This window comes from Pseudomonas sp. S3_B11 (assembly GCF_054667715.1).
This window is the reverse complement of the sequence record NZ_CP162749.1, coordinates 5904632-5923474: the sequence shown is the minus strand read 5'-3', so window position 1 is coordinate 5923474 and position 18843 is coordinate 5904632. Positions and strand designations below refer to the sequence as shown.

Sequence of the window (18843 nt, the reverse complement as noted above, 5' to 3'; positions counted from 1 at the left end):
ACCATGTTGAGCTGGGCAATTACTTTCCTGATCATTGCCATCATCGCCGCCGTACTGGGCTTCGGTGGTATCGCAGGCACCGCCACGGGCATCGCCAAGATTCTCTTTGTTGTGTTCCTGGTGATGTTCATCGCTTCCTTCTTCTTTGGCCGTCGTGGCCGAGGCTGACCATGAGCGTTTCATTTAAAGGACTGGCCGCCGCCCTGTTGCTGGGCGGCAGTGCCATGGCAATGGCTGCCAATGACGGACAGATGCGCGTCAACCAGTTGCTGGAGGCCGGCCCGCAATACCGCGAGACCTGGCAGCACGTCGTGAAAAAAGAAGAACGGCTGCCCGAATGGGTGATGAACCTGTCGGGCGATTCGGACCAGATGAATGCTGTCGAGGAAGATGGCGACAAGTATCTGGTGGGGCCACTGTGTGAAACCCAGGCAACGTGTCGCAGCAAGCGCCTGATCGTTGCCTTCAGTTTCGACAAGGACGAGGCCTATGCCATGTTGGTGGAAGTCCCAGCCGGGCTGCCGGCCGACAAGTCTCCGACGCGCCATGCCGACTACCGTTTCCTCGGCAAGCCCGATGAAGGTATGCAGAAACTGCTAATGGAACAACTCAAGAAAGATCCGAACTGGTACTGATTCTGAAAATGGGAAAAGCAGCCCTGCTTTTCTCTGCTGCACAGCCCGAGGAGGGCCGGTGCATGACCAGGGGGCTGGGACGTTCTGACTGATGAAAGTCGGAGTGACCTACGGGCACAAGGGGTGCCTGCGAAAGGGCCGGGTCAGGTAAAAGCTGCGACGCAAGTTCGCAAAGTCATCACGGCTTGGCGAACTTGCGTAGAGCTTCGTGACGCAAAGACGCGGGTCAGAGCGGTTGGTCGATTGGCCGCTGCAATTCGCTCCGCGATGCGGCATTTTGTCTCCTCCCGCCGATTTATCCCCCATTTGTTGACCGTATATCGGAGAATGCCGAGGCAATTTCTCCCATGGGCCGCGTCTCGATTCGCTGCCGTTTCATCGGTTCCCCACACTTGCGAGAGAAAGCCCAGCTACGCTGAAATGGCCGGTTCACGGCACTTATGCCTGCATAAATGTCGTATTCGAACCGCGTGAAAGACGGGTTTCGTTTGAAAAATCTCATGCCGATTCGGCATAGGGTAGGCGTTTACGGCATTAGACGAGCCCCCCTTGCATCGCAATAGTTGCGCCTTTTTTCGCCTGCCAGTAAGCCGCTAACGCGCTCGGGGTGACCTTATACGGGGGCAGGGGCATGAATGTTTTTCGTCATCGACGATCCGTTCGCGCCACTGTCCGAGTCCAACTGAAGTAAGGGTAACAATATGAAGAAGGCACGACTAAGCCTCGCCTGGCAGATCCTCATCGGTCTGGTGCTCGGGATTGCATTGGGCGCGCTGCTCAACCATTTCAGTGCCGAGAAGGCCTGGTGGATCAGCAATGTGCTGCAACCGGCGGGCGATATCTTTATCCGTCTGATCAAGATGATCGTGATCCCGATCGTGATTTCCTCGCTGATCGTCGGCATTGCCGGGGTCGGTGATGCCAAGAAGCTCGGGCGCATCGGTCTCAAGACCATCCTTTACTTCGAAGTCGTCACCACCATCGCCATCGTCGTCGGCCTGCTGCTGGCCAACTTCTTCCAGCCGGGCAGCGGTATCGACATGAGCACCCTGGGCACTGTGGATATTTCCAAGTACCAGGCCACGGCCGCGGAAGTCCAGCATGAGCATGCGTTCATCCAGACCATCCTCAACCTGATCCCGTCGAACATCTTCGCCGCCGTTGCGCGTGGCGAGATGCTGCCGATCATTTTCTTCTCCGTATTGTTCGGCCTGGGCCTGTCCAGCCTGCAATCGGACCTGCGCGATCCGCTGGTGAAAATGTTCCAGGGCGTGTCGGAAAGCATGTTCAAGGTCACCCACATGATCATGCAATACGCCCCGATCGGCGTGTTCGCCCTGATCGCGGTGACAGTCGCCAACTTCGGCTTCGCGTCGCTGCTGCCTCTGGCGAAACTGGTGATCCTGGTTTACGTCGCCATCGCCTTCTTCGCCTTCGTGGTGCTGGGCCTGATCGCCCGCCTGTTCGGCTTCTCGGTGCTCAAGCTGATGCGCATCTTCAAGGATGAGCTGGTGCTGGCCTATTCCACCGCCAGTTCCGAAACCGTGCTGCCGCGCGTGATCGAGAAGATGGAAGCCTACGGCGCGCCGAAAGCCATCTGCAGCTTCGTGGTGCCCACCGGTTATTCGTTCAACCTCGACGGTTCGACCCTGTACCAGAGCATCGCGGCGATTTTCATCGCCCAGTTGTACGGCATCGATCTGTCCATCAGCCAGCAATTGCTGTTGGTGTTGACCTTGATGGTCACCTCCAAAGGCATCGCCGGCGTGCCGGGCGTGTCGTTCGTGGTGCTGCTGGCGACCTTGGGCAGCGTGGGCATTCCGCTGGAAGGGCTGGCCTTCATCGCCGGTGTCGACCGCATCATGGACATGGCCCGTACCGCCCTGAACGTCATTGGCAATGCCCTGGCCGTGCTGGTCATCTCCCGCTGGGAAGGCATGTACGACGATGCCAAGGGCCAGCGCTACTGGAACTCCCTGCCGCACTGGCGCAGCAAAGAGCCGCTGCCGGCGGGGGAAACTTCCAGCCGTTGAGATCCATTGTGGGAGTTCGGGCCAGCAGCAAAGAGCCTGAACAACCCCGGCCATTGTGGGAGCCGAGCTTGCTCGCGATTGCGGTGTGTCTGCCAACATCAATGCTGACTGATCCGACGTCATCGCGAGCAAGCTCGGCTCCCACAGGAATTTTTGTCAGGTGCAAAGATTCTGAACAACCCCGGCTCCCACAGGGTCTTCCACAGGGTGTTCGTTGATCATCTGCGCAGTGCCAAGCAAACCCCGGAGAAATCCGGGGTTTGTCGTTTCTGCCAGCCCCGCTATCATTCGCGGCATCTTCCGGGGGATTTGACCGATGCTCAATGGCCTGTGGCTTGGCTTCTTTATCGTGGCTGCCGTGTCGGCGCTGGCGCAGTGGTTGATCGGCGGCAATGCCGGGATCTTCGCGGCCATGGTGGAAAGCATTTTCGCCATGGCCAAGCTGTCGGTGGAGGTGATGGTCCTGCTGTTCGGCACCCTGACCCTGTGGCTGGGCTTCCTGCGCATCGCTGAAAAAGCCGGCATCGTCGACTGGCTGGCCAAGGCCCTAGGGCCGTTGTTCCTGCGCTTGATGCCGGAAGTGCCTGCCGGCCACCCGGCGATCGGCCTGATCACCCTCAACTTCGCCGCCAACGGCCTGGGACTGGACAACGCGGCCACCCCCATCGGCCTCAAGGCCATGCGCGCCCTGCAAGACCTCAACCCCAGCCCGACCATCGCCAGCAATGCGCAGATTCTGTTCCTGGTGCTCAACGCCTCGTCGCTGACGCTGCTGCCGGTGACCATCTTCATGTACCGCGCGCAGCAAGGCGCGCCCGACCCGACCCTGGTGTTCCTGCCGATCCTGCTCGCCACCAGCGCCTCGACCCTGATGGGGCTGCTGTCGGTGGCGTTCATGCAGCGCCTGCGGTTGTGGGATCCGGTGGTGCTGGCTTATCTGATCCCGGGCGCGCTGGCGCTGGGCGGTTTCATGGCGCTGCTGGCGACGCTCTCGGCCACGGCGCTGGCGGGGTTGTCATCGATCCTGGGCAACCTGACGTTGTTCGGCTTGATCATTGTGTTCCTGGTGGTGGGTGCCCTGCGCAAGGTCAAGGTGTATGAAGCCTTCATCGAGGGCGCCAAGGAGGGCTTCGACGTCGCCAAGACGTTGCTGCCATACCTGGTAGCCATGCTTTGCGCCGTGGGTGTGCTGCGGGCTTCGGGAGCGCTTGATTTCGGCCTGGACGGCGTCCGGCACCTGGTGCAGTGGGCCGGCTGGGACACGCGCTTCGTCGATGCCTTGCCGACCGCCATGGTCAAGCCGTTCTCCGGCAGCGCCGCCCGGGCGATGCTGATCGAGACCATGAAGACCTCTGGCGTGGACAGCTTCCCGGCCCTGGTGGCGGCGACCATCCAGGGCAGCACCGAGACCACGTTCTACGTGCTGGCGGTGTATTTCGGCGCCGTGGGCATCCAGCGGGCGCGCCATGCAGTGGGGTGTGCGCTGCTGGCCGAATTCTCCGGGGTCGTGGCGGCGATTGGGGTTTGCTACTGGTTCTTCGGCTGAACCCCAATCGAGTCTTCAGTAAGGTGTCGGCGTTGCGAAACGCTGGCCTTGCTCCACTGCCCAGGCCACCACTTCGGCCGTCAGCCGGTCGCCGGCCCGACCAAAGCCGTCCACCACCGCCGGCACTTTCGCATCGCTCAATGGCTGGCGCACTTCAAAACGGCGACTGGCCAGGATGCGCTGGTCGAAGCCGCGCACCAGCAGCGCGTCCAGGCGAATCACCACGCTGGCCGCAGTGCCCTGGTATTCGGTCTGGAACGCCTGCAATTGTCCGCCCAGCTCCAGGTCCGCTTGCAGGTTGCTGTCGGCGACGCTCAACAGCCTGACGCGTCCATCCTGGGCGAAGCCATCGAGCAGGCGGTTGCGCAACAACACCGGGGCCGGGTCGCTCCAGCGCGAGGCGGCGTAGCTGCTGAACAGATTGCCCTGGGGGATCACCGCGATTTTCGGGCTGTTGAGCACCTCGCTGGCCTGGGGACTGGCCAGACGCAGCGACCAGCTCACCGCCGCGCCCGCAGATGCGGGGGCCTGGGTGGCGGGCAGGCGATACACATCCGAAGGTTCGGCCTTGGGCAAAATCGAGCAACCGCCCGCCAGGACAAATCCTGCCAGCAAGAGAAGAGGGCGGATAAACCGGTTGGACGGCTTCATGGCGTGAACTCCTTGTCCTTGTCATTGCCCAGCAAATAGCCGCTGGGGTTGGCATCCAGGCGCCGGGAGATCCCCCGCAGGGCGCTCAGGGTTTCGCGCAGTTCACGCACGGCTGGCGCCAGGGCATTGAGGCCCTGCATGCCGTTATTCAACGAGTCGCGGTTGTCGTTCAGCAGTTTGTCGAGGGTCGCGGTGCTGCGCGCCAGGGATTGCATGGCCTGGCCGGCGTTGCCGAACGCCTGTTTGCCCTGGTCGTTGAGCAAACCATTGGCGTTGCGCATCAACGCCGTGGTCTGTTCCAGCGTGGCGCTGGCCTGTTTGCCGATGGACGCCAGTTGCTGCATGGCCTGGCGAATATCGCCGCGCTGCTCGGCAATGACCCCCGTGGTTTGTTCCAAGTGTTCCAGCGTCTTGCCCAGGCTTTGGACGTTGTCCGAGGAAAACACCTCATTGGCGTTGTGCAGCAGCAGGTTGATGCTGGTCATCAAGTCATCGCTGTTGTTGAGCAGGCGGGCGATAGGCGAGGGCGCGGCGATGATCACCGGCGGTTCCCCATCGTGCCCCGTCAGCACCGGGCTCTGGGGCGTGCCGCCGCTGAGCTGGATAATCGAGGTGCCGGTGATGCCGGTCAGTGCCAGCTTGGCCTGGGTGTCTTGCTTGACCGGTGTTTCCCCACTCAAGCGCACCCGCGCCAACACTCGACGCGGGTCGTTCGGGTCCAGGCGCAGGTTGACGACGTCGCCGACCTTGATCCCGCTGTACTCCACCGAGCTGCCCCGGGACAACCCGCTGACCGCCTCGTTGAACACCACTTCGTAATACTTGAATTCGCTGTCCACGTTGGACTTGGCCAGCCACAGACCAAACAACAGGGCGCCAGCCACCACAATGACGGTGAACAGGCCGATCAGCACATGATGGGCTCGGGTTTCCATGTCAAACCTCGTTGGATTGTGTAGCGGCCGATAACGCCGCGCGGCCGCGAGGGCCATGGAAGTATTCGTGAATCCAGGCGTCGTCGGTTTCCGACACCTTGTCGATGACATCGGCCACCAGTACTTTTTTCTGCGCCAGCACCGCCACCCGGTCGGTGATGGTGTAGAGGGTGTCCAGGTCGTGAGTGACCAGGAACACGCTCAGGCCCAGGGCATCGCGCAGTGTCAGGATCAACTGGTCGAACGCCGCCGCACCGATGGGATCAAGGCCGGCGGTGGGTTCGTCGAGAAACAGGATGTCCGGGTCCAGGGCCAGCGCACGGGCCAGGGCGGCGCGCTTGATCATGCCGCCGGACAGCGAGGCGGGGTATTTGTCGGCGGCCGATAACGGCAGGCCGGCCAAGGCCAGCTTCACCGCCGCCAAGTGCTCGGCGTCGGCCCGGCTGAGCCCGGCGTGTTCAATCAGCGGCAGCGCGACGTTTTCTGTCACGGTCAATGACGAGAACAGCGCGCCTTTCTGGAACAACACGCCAAAGCGCCGTTCCACCCGCGAACGTTGTTCCGGGGGCAGGCTCGGCAAGTCTTCGCCGAACACCCGCACAGAACCCTCGCTGGGCCGGTTCAGGCCGATGATGCTGCGCAGCAGCACCGATTTGCCGCTGCCGGAGCCGCCGACCACGGCAAGGATCTCGCCCTTGTACACGTCCAGGTCGAGGTTTTCATGCACGCTCTGGCGGCCAAAGCGATTGCACAGGCCGCGCACTTGAATCACTGCCTCGGAGGGCGGTCGCAAGGGTTGGCTCACCAGTTCATCTCCATGAAAAACAGCGCGGCCACGGCATCGAGAACAATCACTACGAAAATCGACTGCACCACGCTGGACGTGGTGTGAGCCCCGACCGATTCGGCACTGCCACTGACCTTGAAACCTTCCAGGCAGCCCACGGCAGCGATCAGGAAGGCAAAGATCGGCGCCTTGACCATCCCCACCAGGAAATGCTGCACGCCAATGTCCGACTGCAACAGCGTCAGGAACATGGCCGGGGAAATGCCCAGCGACAAAGCGCAGACCACGCCGCCCCCGATAATGCCCGAGAGCATGGCCAGGAAGGTCAGCATCGGCAGCGCCACCAACAGCGCCAGCACCCGTGGAATCACCAGCAACTCGACCGGATCGAGGCCCAGGGTGCGGATCGCGTCGATTTCTTCGTTGGCCTTCATCGAGCCGATCTGCGCGGTGAACGCGCTGGCGGTGCGGCCCGCCATGAGAATCGCCGTCAGCAATACGCCGAATTCGCGCAGGAACGAGAACGCCACCAGGTCCACGGTAAAGATGCTGGCGCCGAAATCGGCCAATACCGTCGCGCCGAGAAACGCCACCACTGCGCCCACCAAAAACGTCAGCAGGGCGACGATGGGGGCGGCGTCCAGGCCGGTCTGTTCGATGTGAACGACCATCGGTGTCATGCGCCAGCGCCTGGGGCGAAGCAGGTTGCGGGCCAGGGTTTCCAGGATCAGGCCGACAAAACCCAGCAGTTGCAGAGTGTCTTGCCAGATTTTTTCCACCGCGCGGCCGATACGCGTCAGCAGCTGTGTCAGCACGCCGACCTGCGGCTCCTTCACCGGCACACAGAAGTCCGTCAGCGAGCAATAGACCGTCTGCAACAGCGCCCGCTCGGCGGCCGGCAAGCTGCAATCGGGGTGCTCGGTGGTCTTGCCCAGCCGTTCGGAGCCCAGCAGCTCCACCAGCAACGAAGCCCCGGCGGTGTCGAGGGCGCCGAGGCCGTTGAGGTCGATCAGGGTGTTCTCGTCGTATTGGCCGCGCAAGGACTCGCTCAAGCGCTTGAGCTGTGCGTAATGGGCCAGCGTCCAGTCGCCGCCGACCCAGAGCTGCGCCGGAGAGCGAGACGTGTCCAGCCGGGCAGTGCCAGTGTGGGATCCGGGGGTCATAAGCTCCATGCTCGTTCGACTTGAACAGCGCTACCTAATAGCACGACCGCCGTTATTTTGCCTCGGGTGCGTCAGCGCTCACGTTGAAACGCAGCACGCCGATCATCTGGCCATTTTCCGTCAGCACCCGCACTTGCCATTTACCCGTCGGGTCTTGCGGGAAGTTCTGCTTGTGGGTCCAGGCGCGATAGCCTTCCTTGCGCCCGCCGTGGATGTCCAGGGCGATGCGATCGACTTCTTTACCGTTGAACTGCCAGACGTGATAAATCCGCTCATCAAGCCCTCGCGGCGCGTTGATGGCCGTGTAGGCGTACAGGCCGTTGCCACGGATCTGGGCCGCACTGACTTCCTTGAGGCTGGCGCCCGGCGTGCGGTCTTCCAGTTGGGTGCTGATCGCCACTTCGGTCATCCACAGCGTGGCCGGTGGCACCCAGGAGCGCAGCACCCAGCCGGCGGCACCAATCCCCAGGGTGATGCACAGGATCGCCAGGGCGTTGCGCACGGTGCGGATCGGGAAGATCGAGGCCAGGCTGGGAAACGACAGCAGCATGGCAATGCCCAGCGCCAGCTTGAAGCTCTGGTCGGTGGTCAGGTGCAGGATCACCGGCAGCGCGGTGAGCAGGGCGGCGAACAGCGTCAGCGTGTGCAACGCCAGGAACGCCCAGCGCCGGGGCGCCAGCCATTTGTAGTACAGCGGGTCGGTGATCGAAATCAGCGCCGCGATCGTCAGCAGGCCGGTGAAAATCAGCTGGCTGCTGTTCCAGGTGGTGGTGATGAAGAAAAACGGCAGGACGAAAAACAGGCTTTCCTGGTGAATCATCTGCGTGGCGTAGCGCAACAGCGGCTGGGGGATTTCCCGTTTGAAAATCCGCGCGAACAGCCGGGTCATGCTGTTCTCGACCATCAGCCAGAGCCAGCTCACCAGCATCATGATGGCGATCCAGGTCGCCAGGCCCTGCTGGCGGTCGACCAGCATGAAACTGCCGACCCCGGAGATGAAACCACCGAGCGCGATGACCCCTGGATAGCGCTTCATCAGTTCAAGGATGCGCTGGATGTAGAGAGTCAGGTTTTGCATTCGGTGGTTTCACAGTAAGTCGTAGGAAATATCCCTGACAGAGTATCGTCAGGACATCGATGTGACGAGTGCTCTTGTGGCAAGTGGGATTTGCTGTGGGAGCAAAGCTTTCTCGCGAAACAGGCGCCTCGGTTTCTGAAAGACCGCGTCGCGTCCATCGCGGGCAAGCCTTGCTCCCACACAGCAGACAGATGCCTTCGCCACAAATGTGTGCCGCCACGAAATCACTCTTCGTTCGGCCGGGCCCGCCGGCGCACCTGCCACACCACCAACCCAAGCAACAGCAACCCCAGCAGACCGCCCAGCCCCCAGACGAGCTCATCGTCACTGAGCAACGGCTTCTCGATGCGCAGGTAACCCGGGTCCTTGAGCAGTTCGCGCAGGGCCACGTTGGCCTGCTCCAGGCTCACTTCCTGCAGGCGCAGGGCCGGGTTGGCGAAGCGGCCGTCTTCATAATCGCCCAGGGCACCCCAGTAGTAATCGGCCAGTGCGCTGTTGCCTTGAACCGCCCAGGACTGATGGGCAATGGCCGCGCGCTTGATGCGCACGAAATCGGCGGGGTCCAGGCCATCCTTGAGCAATCTCTTGCGCAGTTCTTCCAGCGCCTGTTCGGCTTCGGGCAAGTCTTCGCGGGACAGGTCTGCGTTCAGGCTGAAGAAGCCAACGCCGCCGAACACCTCGCGCTCGGTCCACGGTCCGTAGGACAAGCCACTGGCCAGGCGCAATTGGCGATAGAGCGCCCAGTCCAGGTAATCCTTGAGCAGGTCGAAGGTTTCGTCATGCTGCTCATCCAGCACCGGCTCCGGGAACAGCCAATGAAGCTTGGCGCTGTTGCCGACCAGGCCATGGATCAGGTTGCGCTTGGTGACTGCCTTGTAGCGGATCTGTGGCAGCGCCTCGTGTGGGCTGGGCTCCACCGGCTCGAGTTCGCCAAAGGCGCGTTCCAGGTAGGCCGGCAACAGTCGGTCGAGGTCGCCAACCACGATCAGGGTCATGTTGTTCGGTGCATACCAGTCCTTGCGCACTTGTTCGAGGCGGGCGAGGGTATGGCGTTCTACCTCGGCCCGTTCCGCGCAGCGCAGGCCCAACTCAACCGCCAGCTGGTTGCTGGCCTTGTGGCCCAGGTCCTGATGATCGAGCCAGCGTTGCAGGTGGGTGTAGTGGCCACCATCCTCGCGTTCCACCACCCGCTTGGCCGCCTCCAGGGCTTTTTCATCGATACGGGTGCGGGTCAACAGCGCCAGCAACAGGTCCAGGACCTTGCGTTGATTGCGCGCCGGCGCCTCGATGACGAACGTGGTGTCGGCGTTGCTCGTGAAGGCATTCCACTCGCCACCCAAGGCCTGCATGCGCTCTTCCAGGCCACCTTCACCGCCCTCATCGACGCCACTGAACAGCAGGTGTTCGAGCAGATGCGGCAGTTCCTTGTCGGCGCAACTGAAGTCGTCCAGGCCCACGCCGACCACCAAGCGGATCGCCACATGCCCGCGCTCGCTGCCCGGCTTGAGTATCAACTGCATGCCGTTGGGCAACATATAGCCTTCGACCTGGAACCGGTCCAGGGCGACCGCGGGCAGTGAACCGAGCAAAAGAAAGGCGAGCAACAGACAACGCATAAGGGCTTCCTGGCGGCTGAGTGGAGGTCCATGGTGCCGGGCAGGCCGTCATCGGCGGATCGTCGCCCGGAGTCGGCTCGCTCCCCCTATCGAATCTATGCGGTGTTCATGACAACGGGAGCAGGCGGGCCAGCGAACGGTTTCAGGCCCGAGCCTTTGTACTGGCAGACATTGTTACTGACTGACCAACGCGCCAGTCGTTCACGGCGAATGGGTAATGTCGGAAATTTCATCTGCCGCCAGCGCACCGATCTCGGCGGTCTCCAGGACCACATAGGCACTGCCGCAAAACAGCGAATTGAGGCGCCTCATGTCGGCGATCAGCTCCAGGTGCAGGGAACTGGTCTCCAGGCTTTGCACGACCTTGCGCTGCAGGCGGCTGACGTGGGCATGGGCCATGCGCCGTTCCTGCGCCCGAAAGCGACGTTTCTCACGCAGCAACTGCCGGGCGCTTTCCCGGTCGGCACTGAGGAATACCGACAGCCCCAGTCGCAGGTTGGCGATCAAGTGGCTGTGCAGGCCCGCCAACTCCTCCAGGCCTACCTCGGAAAACGACCGACGTTGCGAGGTCTTCTGCTGCTGGACCTTGCGCAACATGCGCTCGATCAGGTCGCTGGCCAGCTTGAGGTTGATCGCCAGCTCGATGATTTCCGCCCAGCGGCGGCTGTCCTGCTCACTGAGGTCCTCGCGGGGCATTTGTGCCATGTACAACTTGATTGCGCTGCACAACGCTTCGACGTCGTCATTCATGCGACGCACTTCCTGGGTCACCGCCGTCTGCGTACCCCGCAGCACGTCCAGCATGGCTTCGAGCATGCTTTCGATCAGATCGCCGATGCGCAAGGTTTCCCGGGCCGCGTTCGCCAGCGCCAGGCTCGGGGTGACGAGGGCGGTAGGGTCCAGATGTCGCGGCTTGGCCGTGCCGTTGGTGTCCGGACGTTCCGGTAGCAACCAGGCACAGAGCCGAGCCATGGGGCCGACGCTGGGCAGCAGCACCAGGCAACGCACGGTGTTGTAGAGCAGATGGAACCCAATCACCGTTTCCTGCGGGCTGAAATCCAGGCTGTCCAGCCAGCCCACCAGCGGGTCGAGCACTGGAATGATCAACAACAGCCCGATCAGCTTGTACAGCAGGCTGCCCAGCGCCACCTGGCGCCCGGCGGTGTTCTGCATGCTGGTGCTGAGGAACGCCAGTACGCCGCTGCCAATGTTGGCGCCGATCACCAGGCCGATGGCCACCGGCAGGCTGATCACCGCCGCGCCGGCCAGTGTCGCGGTCAACAGCACGGCGGCCAGGCTGGAATAGGAGATCATCGCGAACAGCGCGCCGACCAAGGCATCGAGCAGGATGTCGCCAGTCAGCGAGGCGAAGATCACTTTCACGCCCTGGGCATGGGTGATGGGCGCCGCGGCTTCGACGATCAATTGCAAGGCCAGGATGATCAGCCCCAGGCCGATGCCGACCCGACCCATTTGCCCGGCGCGGGTCTGTTTGCGCGACAGGAAAAAAATCACCCCGAGGAAAATCAGCAGCGGCGACAGCCACGACAGATCGAGGGTCAGCACCCGTGCCATCAGCGCGGTGCCGACATCGGCGCCGAGCATGGTCGCCAGGGCCGGGGTCAGCGCCATCAGGCCCTGGCCGACGAACGAGGTGACGAGCATGGCCGTGGCGTTGCTGCTCTGGACCATGGCCGTGACCATGATGCCGGCGACAAACGCCAGCCAGCGTCGGGACATGTTCTGGCCGATGACATGGCGCAGGTTCGAGCCATAGACCCGCAAGATGCCGGTACGCACGATGTGCGTGCCCCAGATCAGCAGGGCGACGGCGGAGAGCAAATTCAGCAGGGTCAGCATGAGGAGCCCCCTGTTAGCGTCCCAAAAGGACAAATTGACGATGCCACATTCTTCTTTCTTGTACTTAAGCTGTAGTTGGCGAACGGTTCGGGCGCCAGCATTGCACAGCTAAAGAATCGTTTGAAACAAATCCGTCATAAAAATACATCCCTCGAAAACCACCAAACCCCCTGTGGGAGCGAGCTTGCTCGCGATAGCGGCCTGACAGTCAAAGATAATGTTGGATGTCATGGCCCCATCGCGAGCAAGCTCGCTCCCACAGGTTTTGCATCCGGCCACTTTTTCGCGGGCATGAAAAAGGGGCTCCAAGAGCCCCTTCATTCATTGCCCTGTACCGTTACTGACCCGGCATATCCTTGCGCAGTTTCACCGGGTCCTGCTGCTTGCGCTTGCGTGCAATCGCAGTGCGCATCTTGATGTTGATGGCTTCCACCGCCAGGGAGAACGCCATGGCGAAGTAGACGTAGCCTTTTGGCACGTGCACGTCGAACGACTCGGCGATCAGTACGGTACCGACCACCAGCAGGAACGACAGCGCCAGCATCTTCAGCGACGGGTGCTTGTCGATGAACTCGCTGATGGTGGCCGAAGCCAGCATCATCACCAGCACGGCGACGATGATTGCCGCGACCATGACCGGTACATGGGAGACCATGCCGACGGCGGTAATGACCGAGTCCAGGGAGAACACGATGTCGATGATCGCGATCTGGATGATGGTGTAGATGAAGTTGCCGCCCTTGCCCGAAGGTTCGTCGCTGCTTTCATCTTCGCCTTCCAGTGCGTGGTACATCTCCTGGGAGCTTTTCCACAGCAGGAACAGGCCACCGAAGAACAGGATCAGGTCACGACCGGAGATGCCCTGGCCGAACACTTCGAACAAATCGGCGGTCAGGCGCATCACCCAGGTGATGGACAGCAGCAACAGGATCCGCGTGACCATGGCCAGCGCCAGGCCGAAGATCCGGGTGCGCGCCTGCATGTGCTTGGGCATGCGGCTGACCAGGATCGAAATCATGATGATGTTATCGATGCCCAGGACAATTTCCAGGGCGGTCAGGGTAAAGAAGGCAACCCAGATTTCCGGGTTGGTCAGCCATTCCATGTGAGTTCCTTTGAGCGAGTGTTAGGCCGCGCCGCTGATGGCGGCGCAGCGGGCATTGCTTTTATAGAGTGCTGAACAGCGGAAAAATCCCCATCAGCAAGGCGGCGAACATTATGCACAGGCAAACCAGTACTGCCCACTTCAGGGTGAAGCGCTGGTGGTCGCCAAACTCGATTCCGGCCAAGGCTACCAGCAGGTAGGTCGACGGAACCAGCGGGCTTAACAGGTGGACGGGCTGGCCGACGATGGAGGCACGGGCCATTTCAACGGCGGTGATGCCGTAATGGCTGGCTGCCTCGGCGAGAACCGGTAACACCCCGTAATAAAATGCATCGTTCGACATGAAGAACGTGAACGGCATGCTCACCAGCGCGGTAATCACTGCCAGGTACGGGCCGAGGAAGTCCGGGATCACTGCCAGCAAGCTCTTGGACATGGCGTCGACCATGCCGGTGCCGGACAGGATACCGGTAAAGATACCGGCCGCGAAAATCAGCCCGACCACCGCCAACACGCTGCCAGCGTGGGCCGCAACGCGGTCTTTTTGCTGTTGCAGGCAAGGGTAGTTGACGATCATCGCGATACTGAAGGCCACCATGAACAGCACCGGCAGTGGCAACAGGCCGGCGATCAGGGTGCCCATCAGGCCCAGGGTCAACGCGCCGTTGAACCAGATCAGCTTCGGACGACGGGCGTCCGGGAACTGGGAAACGCTGATTTCGCTGTGGTCGATTTCATCGCCGACCAGATGCAATTCACCCAGGCGTGCGCGCTCGCGCTTGCCGTACATGTAGGCAATCAGCAGGATCGCCACCACACCGGCGGCCATTGCCGGAATCATCGGCACGAAGATGTCGGACGGGTCCACGTGCAGGGCACTGGCGGCACGGGCCGTCGGGCCGCCCCACGGGGTCATGTTCATCACGCCGCCGGCGAGGATGATCAGGCCAGCCATGATGCGTGGGCTCATGCCGATGCGGCTGTAGAGCGGCAGCATCGCGGCCACGCAGATCATGTAAGTGGTCGCGCCGTCACCATCAAGGGAAACGACGAGCGCCAGAACGGCGGTACCGACCGAAACTTTCAACGGGTCGCCCTTGACCAGCTTGAGGATCTTGCGCACGGCCGGGTCGAACAGGCCGGAGTCGATCATCAGGGCAAAATACAGAATCGCGAACATCAGCATCACCCCGGTCGGGGCGAGCTTGGTGATGCCTTCGAGCATCATCGGGCCGATTTTCGGCGCAAAGCCACCGAACAGGGCGAACAGGATCGGGATGATGATCAGGGCGATCAGCGCGGACAGGCGCTTGGTCATGATCAGGAACATGAACGTGATGACCATGGCGAAGCCAAGGAAAGTCAGCATAGGAAATACTCCAGGCGTGGCGCGGCGGGCAAAGGCGAACCGGACAGGTCAGCGCAGGATGCAAGGCTCGGGACGGACGGATGGAGTGGGTGCAGCGGGACGGGTAGCAGCGGACATCAGAATCACCATTGTTGTTGTTAAAAGGGCCGAACGAGTCATGAAAACTCGCTTTGGCCGACCGGTCTTTTGCCGGTAGTGGGGGTGATCCTAATCGCGCTAGCTTTCAGCAAGCTTTCGTTGCAGACAATGGAGTTTTTTCTGTGGGGCAAAGCTTATCTGTGGGAGCAAAATTTATCTGTGGGGCAAAGCTCACCTGTGGGAGCGAGCTTTGCTCCCACAGAAAATCGGTGCCCCACCGGTCAATCAAAACGCCGAAAGATTCAACGGCCGCACCGCGCCCATCCAGATCGCATGCTCGGTATGGTCGATCAGGTCATCGCCGGTCTCCGGGTGCAGGAAAATCACCAGGCCTTTGCGATTGAGCGCCAGCCATGGCAAGACCACGCCGATGTACTGCGGGTCGAACGCCAGCTGACAGCTCCAGTCCGGATGCGGGCCGACCGGGCGTTGATGGACGCGGCCCATTTTCAGTGGAAACAATTGCGCCGCTTCCTCGCACAGGGCCCGCGCCTGGTCGAGGGTTTGGGCGTCGAAATACACGTGGGCGTGGTAGCCCTTGATCCGCTGCATCTGTCACTCCTTGAAAAGAGGCCGAACCCTCGCCGTTTGCCGCGGGTCAGAGCCTTTACACGCGGGATAAAGAGGAACGCAGCCATGAAAAACGCCGAAACCCCGGTCATCAAAGTGGTGCTCTATGGTGCCATGAGCAGCCTCGGCAGTGCGTTGATGGCTGAAATGCTGCGGCGCCAGCACGAAGTCATCGCCATTCTCGACGATCTTACTGCCCTGGCTCCACGCCCGGGCCTGCGGACCAAGACCGGTGATCTGTTCGATCCCGAGCGGGTCAAGCAAAGTGTTGCCGGTGCCAGCGCCGTGGTGTGTCTGCTGAACGCGCCGGGGCTGCCGATGAACAGCGAACAAGTGGAGCGAACATTGATTCCCGGCCCGGTGGAGCAAGTATTGGCCGTGGATGCACTGATCGCCGGCATGCAGGCGGTGAATATTCCCCGGCTGTTCCTGGTGGGCGACTTTGCGATGCTCGACGAGGAGCCGACGGACGACGATTTGCAGCGCCATGCCGCCGAAGAAGTGCTCGATGCCCTGAAGAACAGCACCTTGCAGTGGACCTTGATCAACGCACCCTATGCCGCACCTGGCTTGGGCATCGAACATTTCAGCCAGGTCAGCACCAGCCTCGAACCCGGCATGGCCGAATCCCTGGAGCGACTCAACCGGGTCGCGGTCGGCATCGCCGATGAGCTGCGCCTGAACCTGCACGTGGGCGAGCACGTCAGCTTCGTGGCCGCCATGTAGGAGCTGCCGAAGGCTCGGGCCGCGTTCGCACGATCTTTTCAAACAGCAATGGAAGGCAACGGTAGCCCCGTGAGCGATTCGGCACTGTTGACCTGTTCTTCCATCAGCCAATCGACGAATTGCCTGATCAACACACCGCGGCGTTTACGCTGGGGCAAGACCACGTAATACCCCAGCCGCGAGAGCACCGTTTCAGCGATCGGACGACACAGCAGCCCCTGGGCCAATAAGTTATCCACAAGGTGCCGCCAGCCGATGGCGACGCCCTGGCCGCCAATCGCGGCCTGGATGAGTAGCGTGTAGTTGTCGAAGCGCAACTGCCCTGGGGCCGGTGGTGACGTGATGCCCAGCTCGCGGAATACGCCGCTCCATTCGAACCAGCTGTTGCTGTTGCCCGCACGCAGGTGCAGCAAGGGAAACTCTGCCAAGGCCTGGGCGGACAAGGGCAGGGGACGATCCTTGAGCAGCAGCGGGCTGCACACCGGAAAAACTTCTTCGCTGAACAGCCAGCGACTTTCGCCTTGTTTGAAGCGACCGTCGCCGAACAATACGGCAACGTCGATATCGGTGCGCAGCATGTTGTGGTTGCGTTCGCTGGTCACCAGGCTGACGTCCACCTGCGGGTTGGCGGCGTGAAAGCGATGCAGGCGCGGCATCAGCCAGTAGGCGGCAAAGGCGAAGTCCGTGGCCACCTGCAACACCTCATGCTGGTGTTGGGCGGTGATCGCGCTCAGCCCTGCATCGATGCTTTGCAAGCCGGCCTGTACTTGTTCGAACAGGATCGTCCCGGCCTCGGTCAGTTCGATGCCGCGGTAGATGCGGTCGAACAACCGCGTACCCAGTTGCTCTTCCAGGCGCTTGATCTGCTGGCTGATGGCCGGTTGCGTGGTGCCCAGCTCAATCGCCGCCGCGGTAAAGCTTTGTTGGCGCGCCGCGGCTTCAAAGGCGCGGAACAGTTCCAGGGACAGGTTACCCAGGGCGTCATACATAAGCTGTGCTTATCCTAGTCATTATCCTGCATGGGCTTTACCCCAAAACCCGCGGGCTACATGCTCAATCGCAGCAATGTCGCATAACTGCCTACTATGGAATGCCGCGAATACATGAAGCGCAAGAACATTCTTTTCATCATGGCCGATCAAATGGCCGCGCCAATGTTGCCGATCTACGGTCCTTCGCCGATCAAGTTGCCGAACCTGTCGCGCCTGGCCGCCGAGGGCGTGGTGTTCGATGCCGCCTATTGCAACAGCCCGCTGTGCGCACCGTCGCGTTTTACCCTGGTGAGCGGCCAGTTGCCGAGCAAGATCGGCGCCTACGACAACGCGGCGGATTTCCCTGCGGACGTGCCGACTTACGCCCACTACTTGCGCCGCCTCGGCTACCGCACGGCGCTGTCCGGCAAGATGCATTTTTGTGGGCCGGACCAACTGCACGGCTACGAAGAACGCCTGACCAGCGACATTTACCCGGCCGACTACGGCTGGTCGGTGAACTGGGACGAGCCGGACGTGCGGCCGAGCTGGTACCACAACATGTCCTCGGTGTTGCAGGCCGGGCCGTGCGTGCGCACCAACCAGCTGGATTTCGATGAAGAAGTGGTGTTCAAGGCACAGCAGTACCTGTTCGACCATATCCGCGAGGACGGCGACCAGCCGTTTTGCCTCACCGTATCGATGACGCACCCACACGACCCGTACACGATTCCCAAGGCGTTCTGGGATTTGTATGACGACAACGATATTCCTTTGCCGCAGACCCCGGCACAAACGGCGCTCGACCCACATTCCCAGCGGCTGCTGAAGGTCTATGACCTGTGGGACAAGCCACTGCCTGTGGATAAGATTCGGGATGCCCGCCGCGCCTATTTCGGCGCGTGCAGCTACATTGACAGCAATGTCGGCAAGCTGCTGCAGACCTTGGAAGACACCGGTCTACTGGACGACACGATCATCGTGTTCTCCGGCGATCACGGGGACATGCTCGGCGAAAAGGGCCTCTGGTACAAAATGCACTGGTTCGAAATGGCTGCCCGCGTACCGTTGCTCATCAGCGCACCGGGGCAGTTCGCCAGCGGCCGGGTGAGCGCGGCGGTGTCCACCGCCGACTTGCTGCCAACCCTGGTCGAGCTGGCCGGCGGCACGCTGGAACCGGGCTTGCCGCTGGATGGCCGTTCGCTGGTGCCGCATCTGCAAGGGCAGGGCGGGCATGACGAAGTCTTCGGTGAATATATGGCCGAAGGCACCATCAGCCCGTTGATGATGATTCGTCGCGGCCCGTGGAAATTCATCTATAGCGAAGATGACCCGTGCCTGCTGTTCGACGTGCGCAACGATCCCAAGGAACTGGAAAATCTCAGCCAATCCCCTGAGCATCAAACCCTGTTCGCCGATTTTCTCGCCGAAGCGCGTGCCAAGTGGGACCTCCCGGCTATTCATCAACAGGTGCTCGCCAGCCAGCGGCGCCGCCGTTTCGTCGCCCAGGCGCTGACCCTGGGCAAACTCAAGAGCTGGGATCACCAGCCGCTGGTGGACGCCAGCCAGCAGTACATGCGTAACCACATCGACCTCGACGATCTGGAGCGCAAGGCCCGTTATCCACAACCCTGCCAAAACCAATAACGTAAGGGGCAAG

Annotated in this window: 17 protein-coding genes; 6 read left to right on the top strand and 11 right to left on the bottom strand. The window is 61.6% G+C overall.

The genetic code is table 11. The features are described 5' to 3' along the window. The first annotated feature begins 3 nt into the window (after positions 1–3). From AB4O22_RS26500 to AB4O22_RS26485, 4 genes are all read left to right on the top strand, one after another. A complete protein-coding gene (locus AB4O22_RS26500; protein ID WP_003177151.1) occupies positions 4–168 on the top strand; it encodes a DUF1328 domain-containing protein in 165 nt (54 codons plus the stop codon). A gap of 2 nt (positions 169–170) precedes the next feature. Further along, positions 171–635 (top strand): inhibitor of vertebrate lysozyme family protein, encoded by a 465-nt coding sequence (locus AB4O22_RS26495; RefSeq protein WP_460097490.1) that lies wholly within the window; start codon positions 171–173, stop codon positions 633–635. 701 nt (positions 636–1336) lie between these two features. After that, on the top strand, positions 1337–2668 hold the full coding sequence (gltP, locus tag AB4O22_RS26490) for a glutamate/aspartate:proton symporter GltP (RefSeq protein WP_003196253.1): 1332 nt from the start codon (positions 1337–1339) through the stop codon (positions 2666–2668). A 316-nt stretch (positions 2669–2984) separates the two neighbouring features. After that, positions 2985–4214 carry a nucleoside recognition domain-containing protein gene (locus AB4O22_RS26485; RefSeq protein WP_460097488.1) on the top strand — a complete coding sequence of 410 codons (1230 nt, stop codon included), beginning with the start codon at positions 2985–2987 and terminating at the stop codon, positions 4212–4214. A gap of 15 nt (positions 4215–4229) precedes the next feature. On the opposite strand, the gene AB4O22_RS26480 is transcribed toward AB4O22_RS26485, so the two are convergent. From AB4O22_RS26480 to AB4O22_RS26435, 10 genes are all read right to left on the bottom strand, one after another. After that, complete coding sequence (locus AB4O22_RS26480; RefSeq protein WP_460097487.1) at positions 4230–4865, bottom strand: ABC-type transport auxiliary lipoprotein family protein; 636 nt, start codon at positions 4863–4865, stop codon at positions 4230–4232. Next, positions 4862–5800 carry an MlaD family protein gene (locus AB4O22_RS26475; protein ID WP_003196260.1) on the bottom strand — a complete coding sequence of 313 codons (939 nt, stop codon included), beginning with the start codon at positions 5798–5800 and terminating at the stop codon, positions 4862–4864. Before AB4O22_RS26475 ends, AB4O22_RS26480 begins: the two co-directional genes overlap by 4 nt. A gap of 1 nt (position 5801) precedes the next feature. Beyond that, positions 5802–6605 (bottom strand): ABC transporter ATP-binding protein, encoded by an 804-nt coding sequence (locus AB4O22_RS26470; RefSeq protein ID WP_436263208.1) that lies wholly within the window; start codon positions 6603–6605, stop codon positions 5802–5804. Beyond that, positions 6602–7750: an ABC transporter permease gene (locus AB4O22_RS26465; protein ID WP_027912886.1), complete on the bottom strand. Its 1149-nt coding sequence runs from the start codon at positions 7748–7750 to the stop codon at positions 6602–6604. The genes AB4O22_RS26470 and AB4O22_RS26465 overlap by 4 nt, the downstream gene beginning before the upstream one ends. A gap of 52 nt (positions 7751–7802) precedes the next feature. Next, positions 7803–8828, bottom strand: a complete 1026-nt coding sequence (locus AB4O22_RS26460; RefSeq protein WP_003196268.1) for a DUF5924 family protein — start codon at positions 8826–8828, stop codon at positions 7803–7805. A 224-nt stretch (positions 8829–9052) separates the two neighbouring features. Continuing rightward, positions 9053–10444, bottom strand: coding sequence for a M16 family metallopeptidase (locus AB4O22_RS26455; RefSeq protein ID WP_013691957.1), 1392 nt, complete (start codon positions 10442–10444; stop codon positions 9053–9055). Between the two features lie 201 nt (positions 10445–10645). Further along, positions 10646–12304: a Na/Pi cotransporter family protein gene (locus AB4O22_RS26450; RefSeq protein WP_003196273.1), complete on the bottom strand. Its 1659-nt coding sequence runs from the start codon at positions 12302–12304 to the stop codon at positions 10646–10648. Between the two features lie 337 nt (positions 12305–12641). After that, positions 12642–13409 (bottom strand): TerC family protein, encoded by a 768-nt coding sequence (locus AB4O22_RS26445; RefSeq protein ID WP_003196274.1) that lies wholly within the window; start codon positions 13407–13409, stop codon positions 12642–12644. Positions 13410–13470: 61 nt separating this feature from the next. Next, positions 13471–14778 (bottom strand): CitMHS family transporter, encoded by a 1308-nt coding sequence (locus AB4O22_RS26440; RefSeq protein WP_003196275.1) that lies wholly within the window; start codon positions 14776–14778, stop codon positions 13471–13473. A 363-nt stretch (positions 14779–15141) separates the two neighbouring features. Further along, complete coding sequence (locus AB4O22_RS26435; RefSeq protein WP_053161624.1) at positions 15142–15468, bottom strand: DOPA 4,5-dioxygenase family protein; 327 nt, start codon at positions 15466–15468, stop codon at positions 15142–15144. 84 nt (positions 15469–15552) lie between these two features. On the opposite strand from AB4O22_RS26435, the gene AB4O22_RS26430 reads away from it, so the two are divergent. Beyond that, positions 15553–16212 carry an NAD(P)-dependent oxidoreductase gene (locus AB4O22_RS26430; protein ID WP_003196278.1) on the top strand — a complete coding sequence of 220 codons (660 nt, stop codon included), beginning with the start codon at positions 15553–15555 and terminating at the stop codon, positions 16210–16212. Between the two features lie 38 nt (positions 16213–16250). On the opposite strand, the gene AB4O22_RS26425 is transcribed toward AB4O22_RS26430, so the two are convergent. Beyond that, a complete protein-coding gene (locus AB4O22_RS26425; RefSeq protein WP_003196280.1) occupies positions 16251–17201 on the bottom strand; it encodes a choline sulfate utilization transcriptional regulator in 951 nt (316 codons plus the stop codon). A 114-nt stretch (positions 17202–17315) separates the two neighbouring features. On the opposite strand from AB4O22_RS26425, the gene betC reads away from it, so the two are divergent. Further along, positions 17316–18830 carry a choline-sulfatase gene (gene betC / locus AB4O22_RS26420; protein WP_460097482.1) on the top strand — a complete coding sequence of 505 codons (1515 nt, stop codon included), beginning with the start codon at positions 17316–17318 and terminating at the stop codon, positions 18828–18830. The last annotated feature ends 13 nt before the right edge of the window (positions 18831–18843 follow it).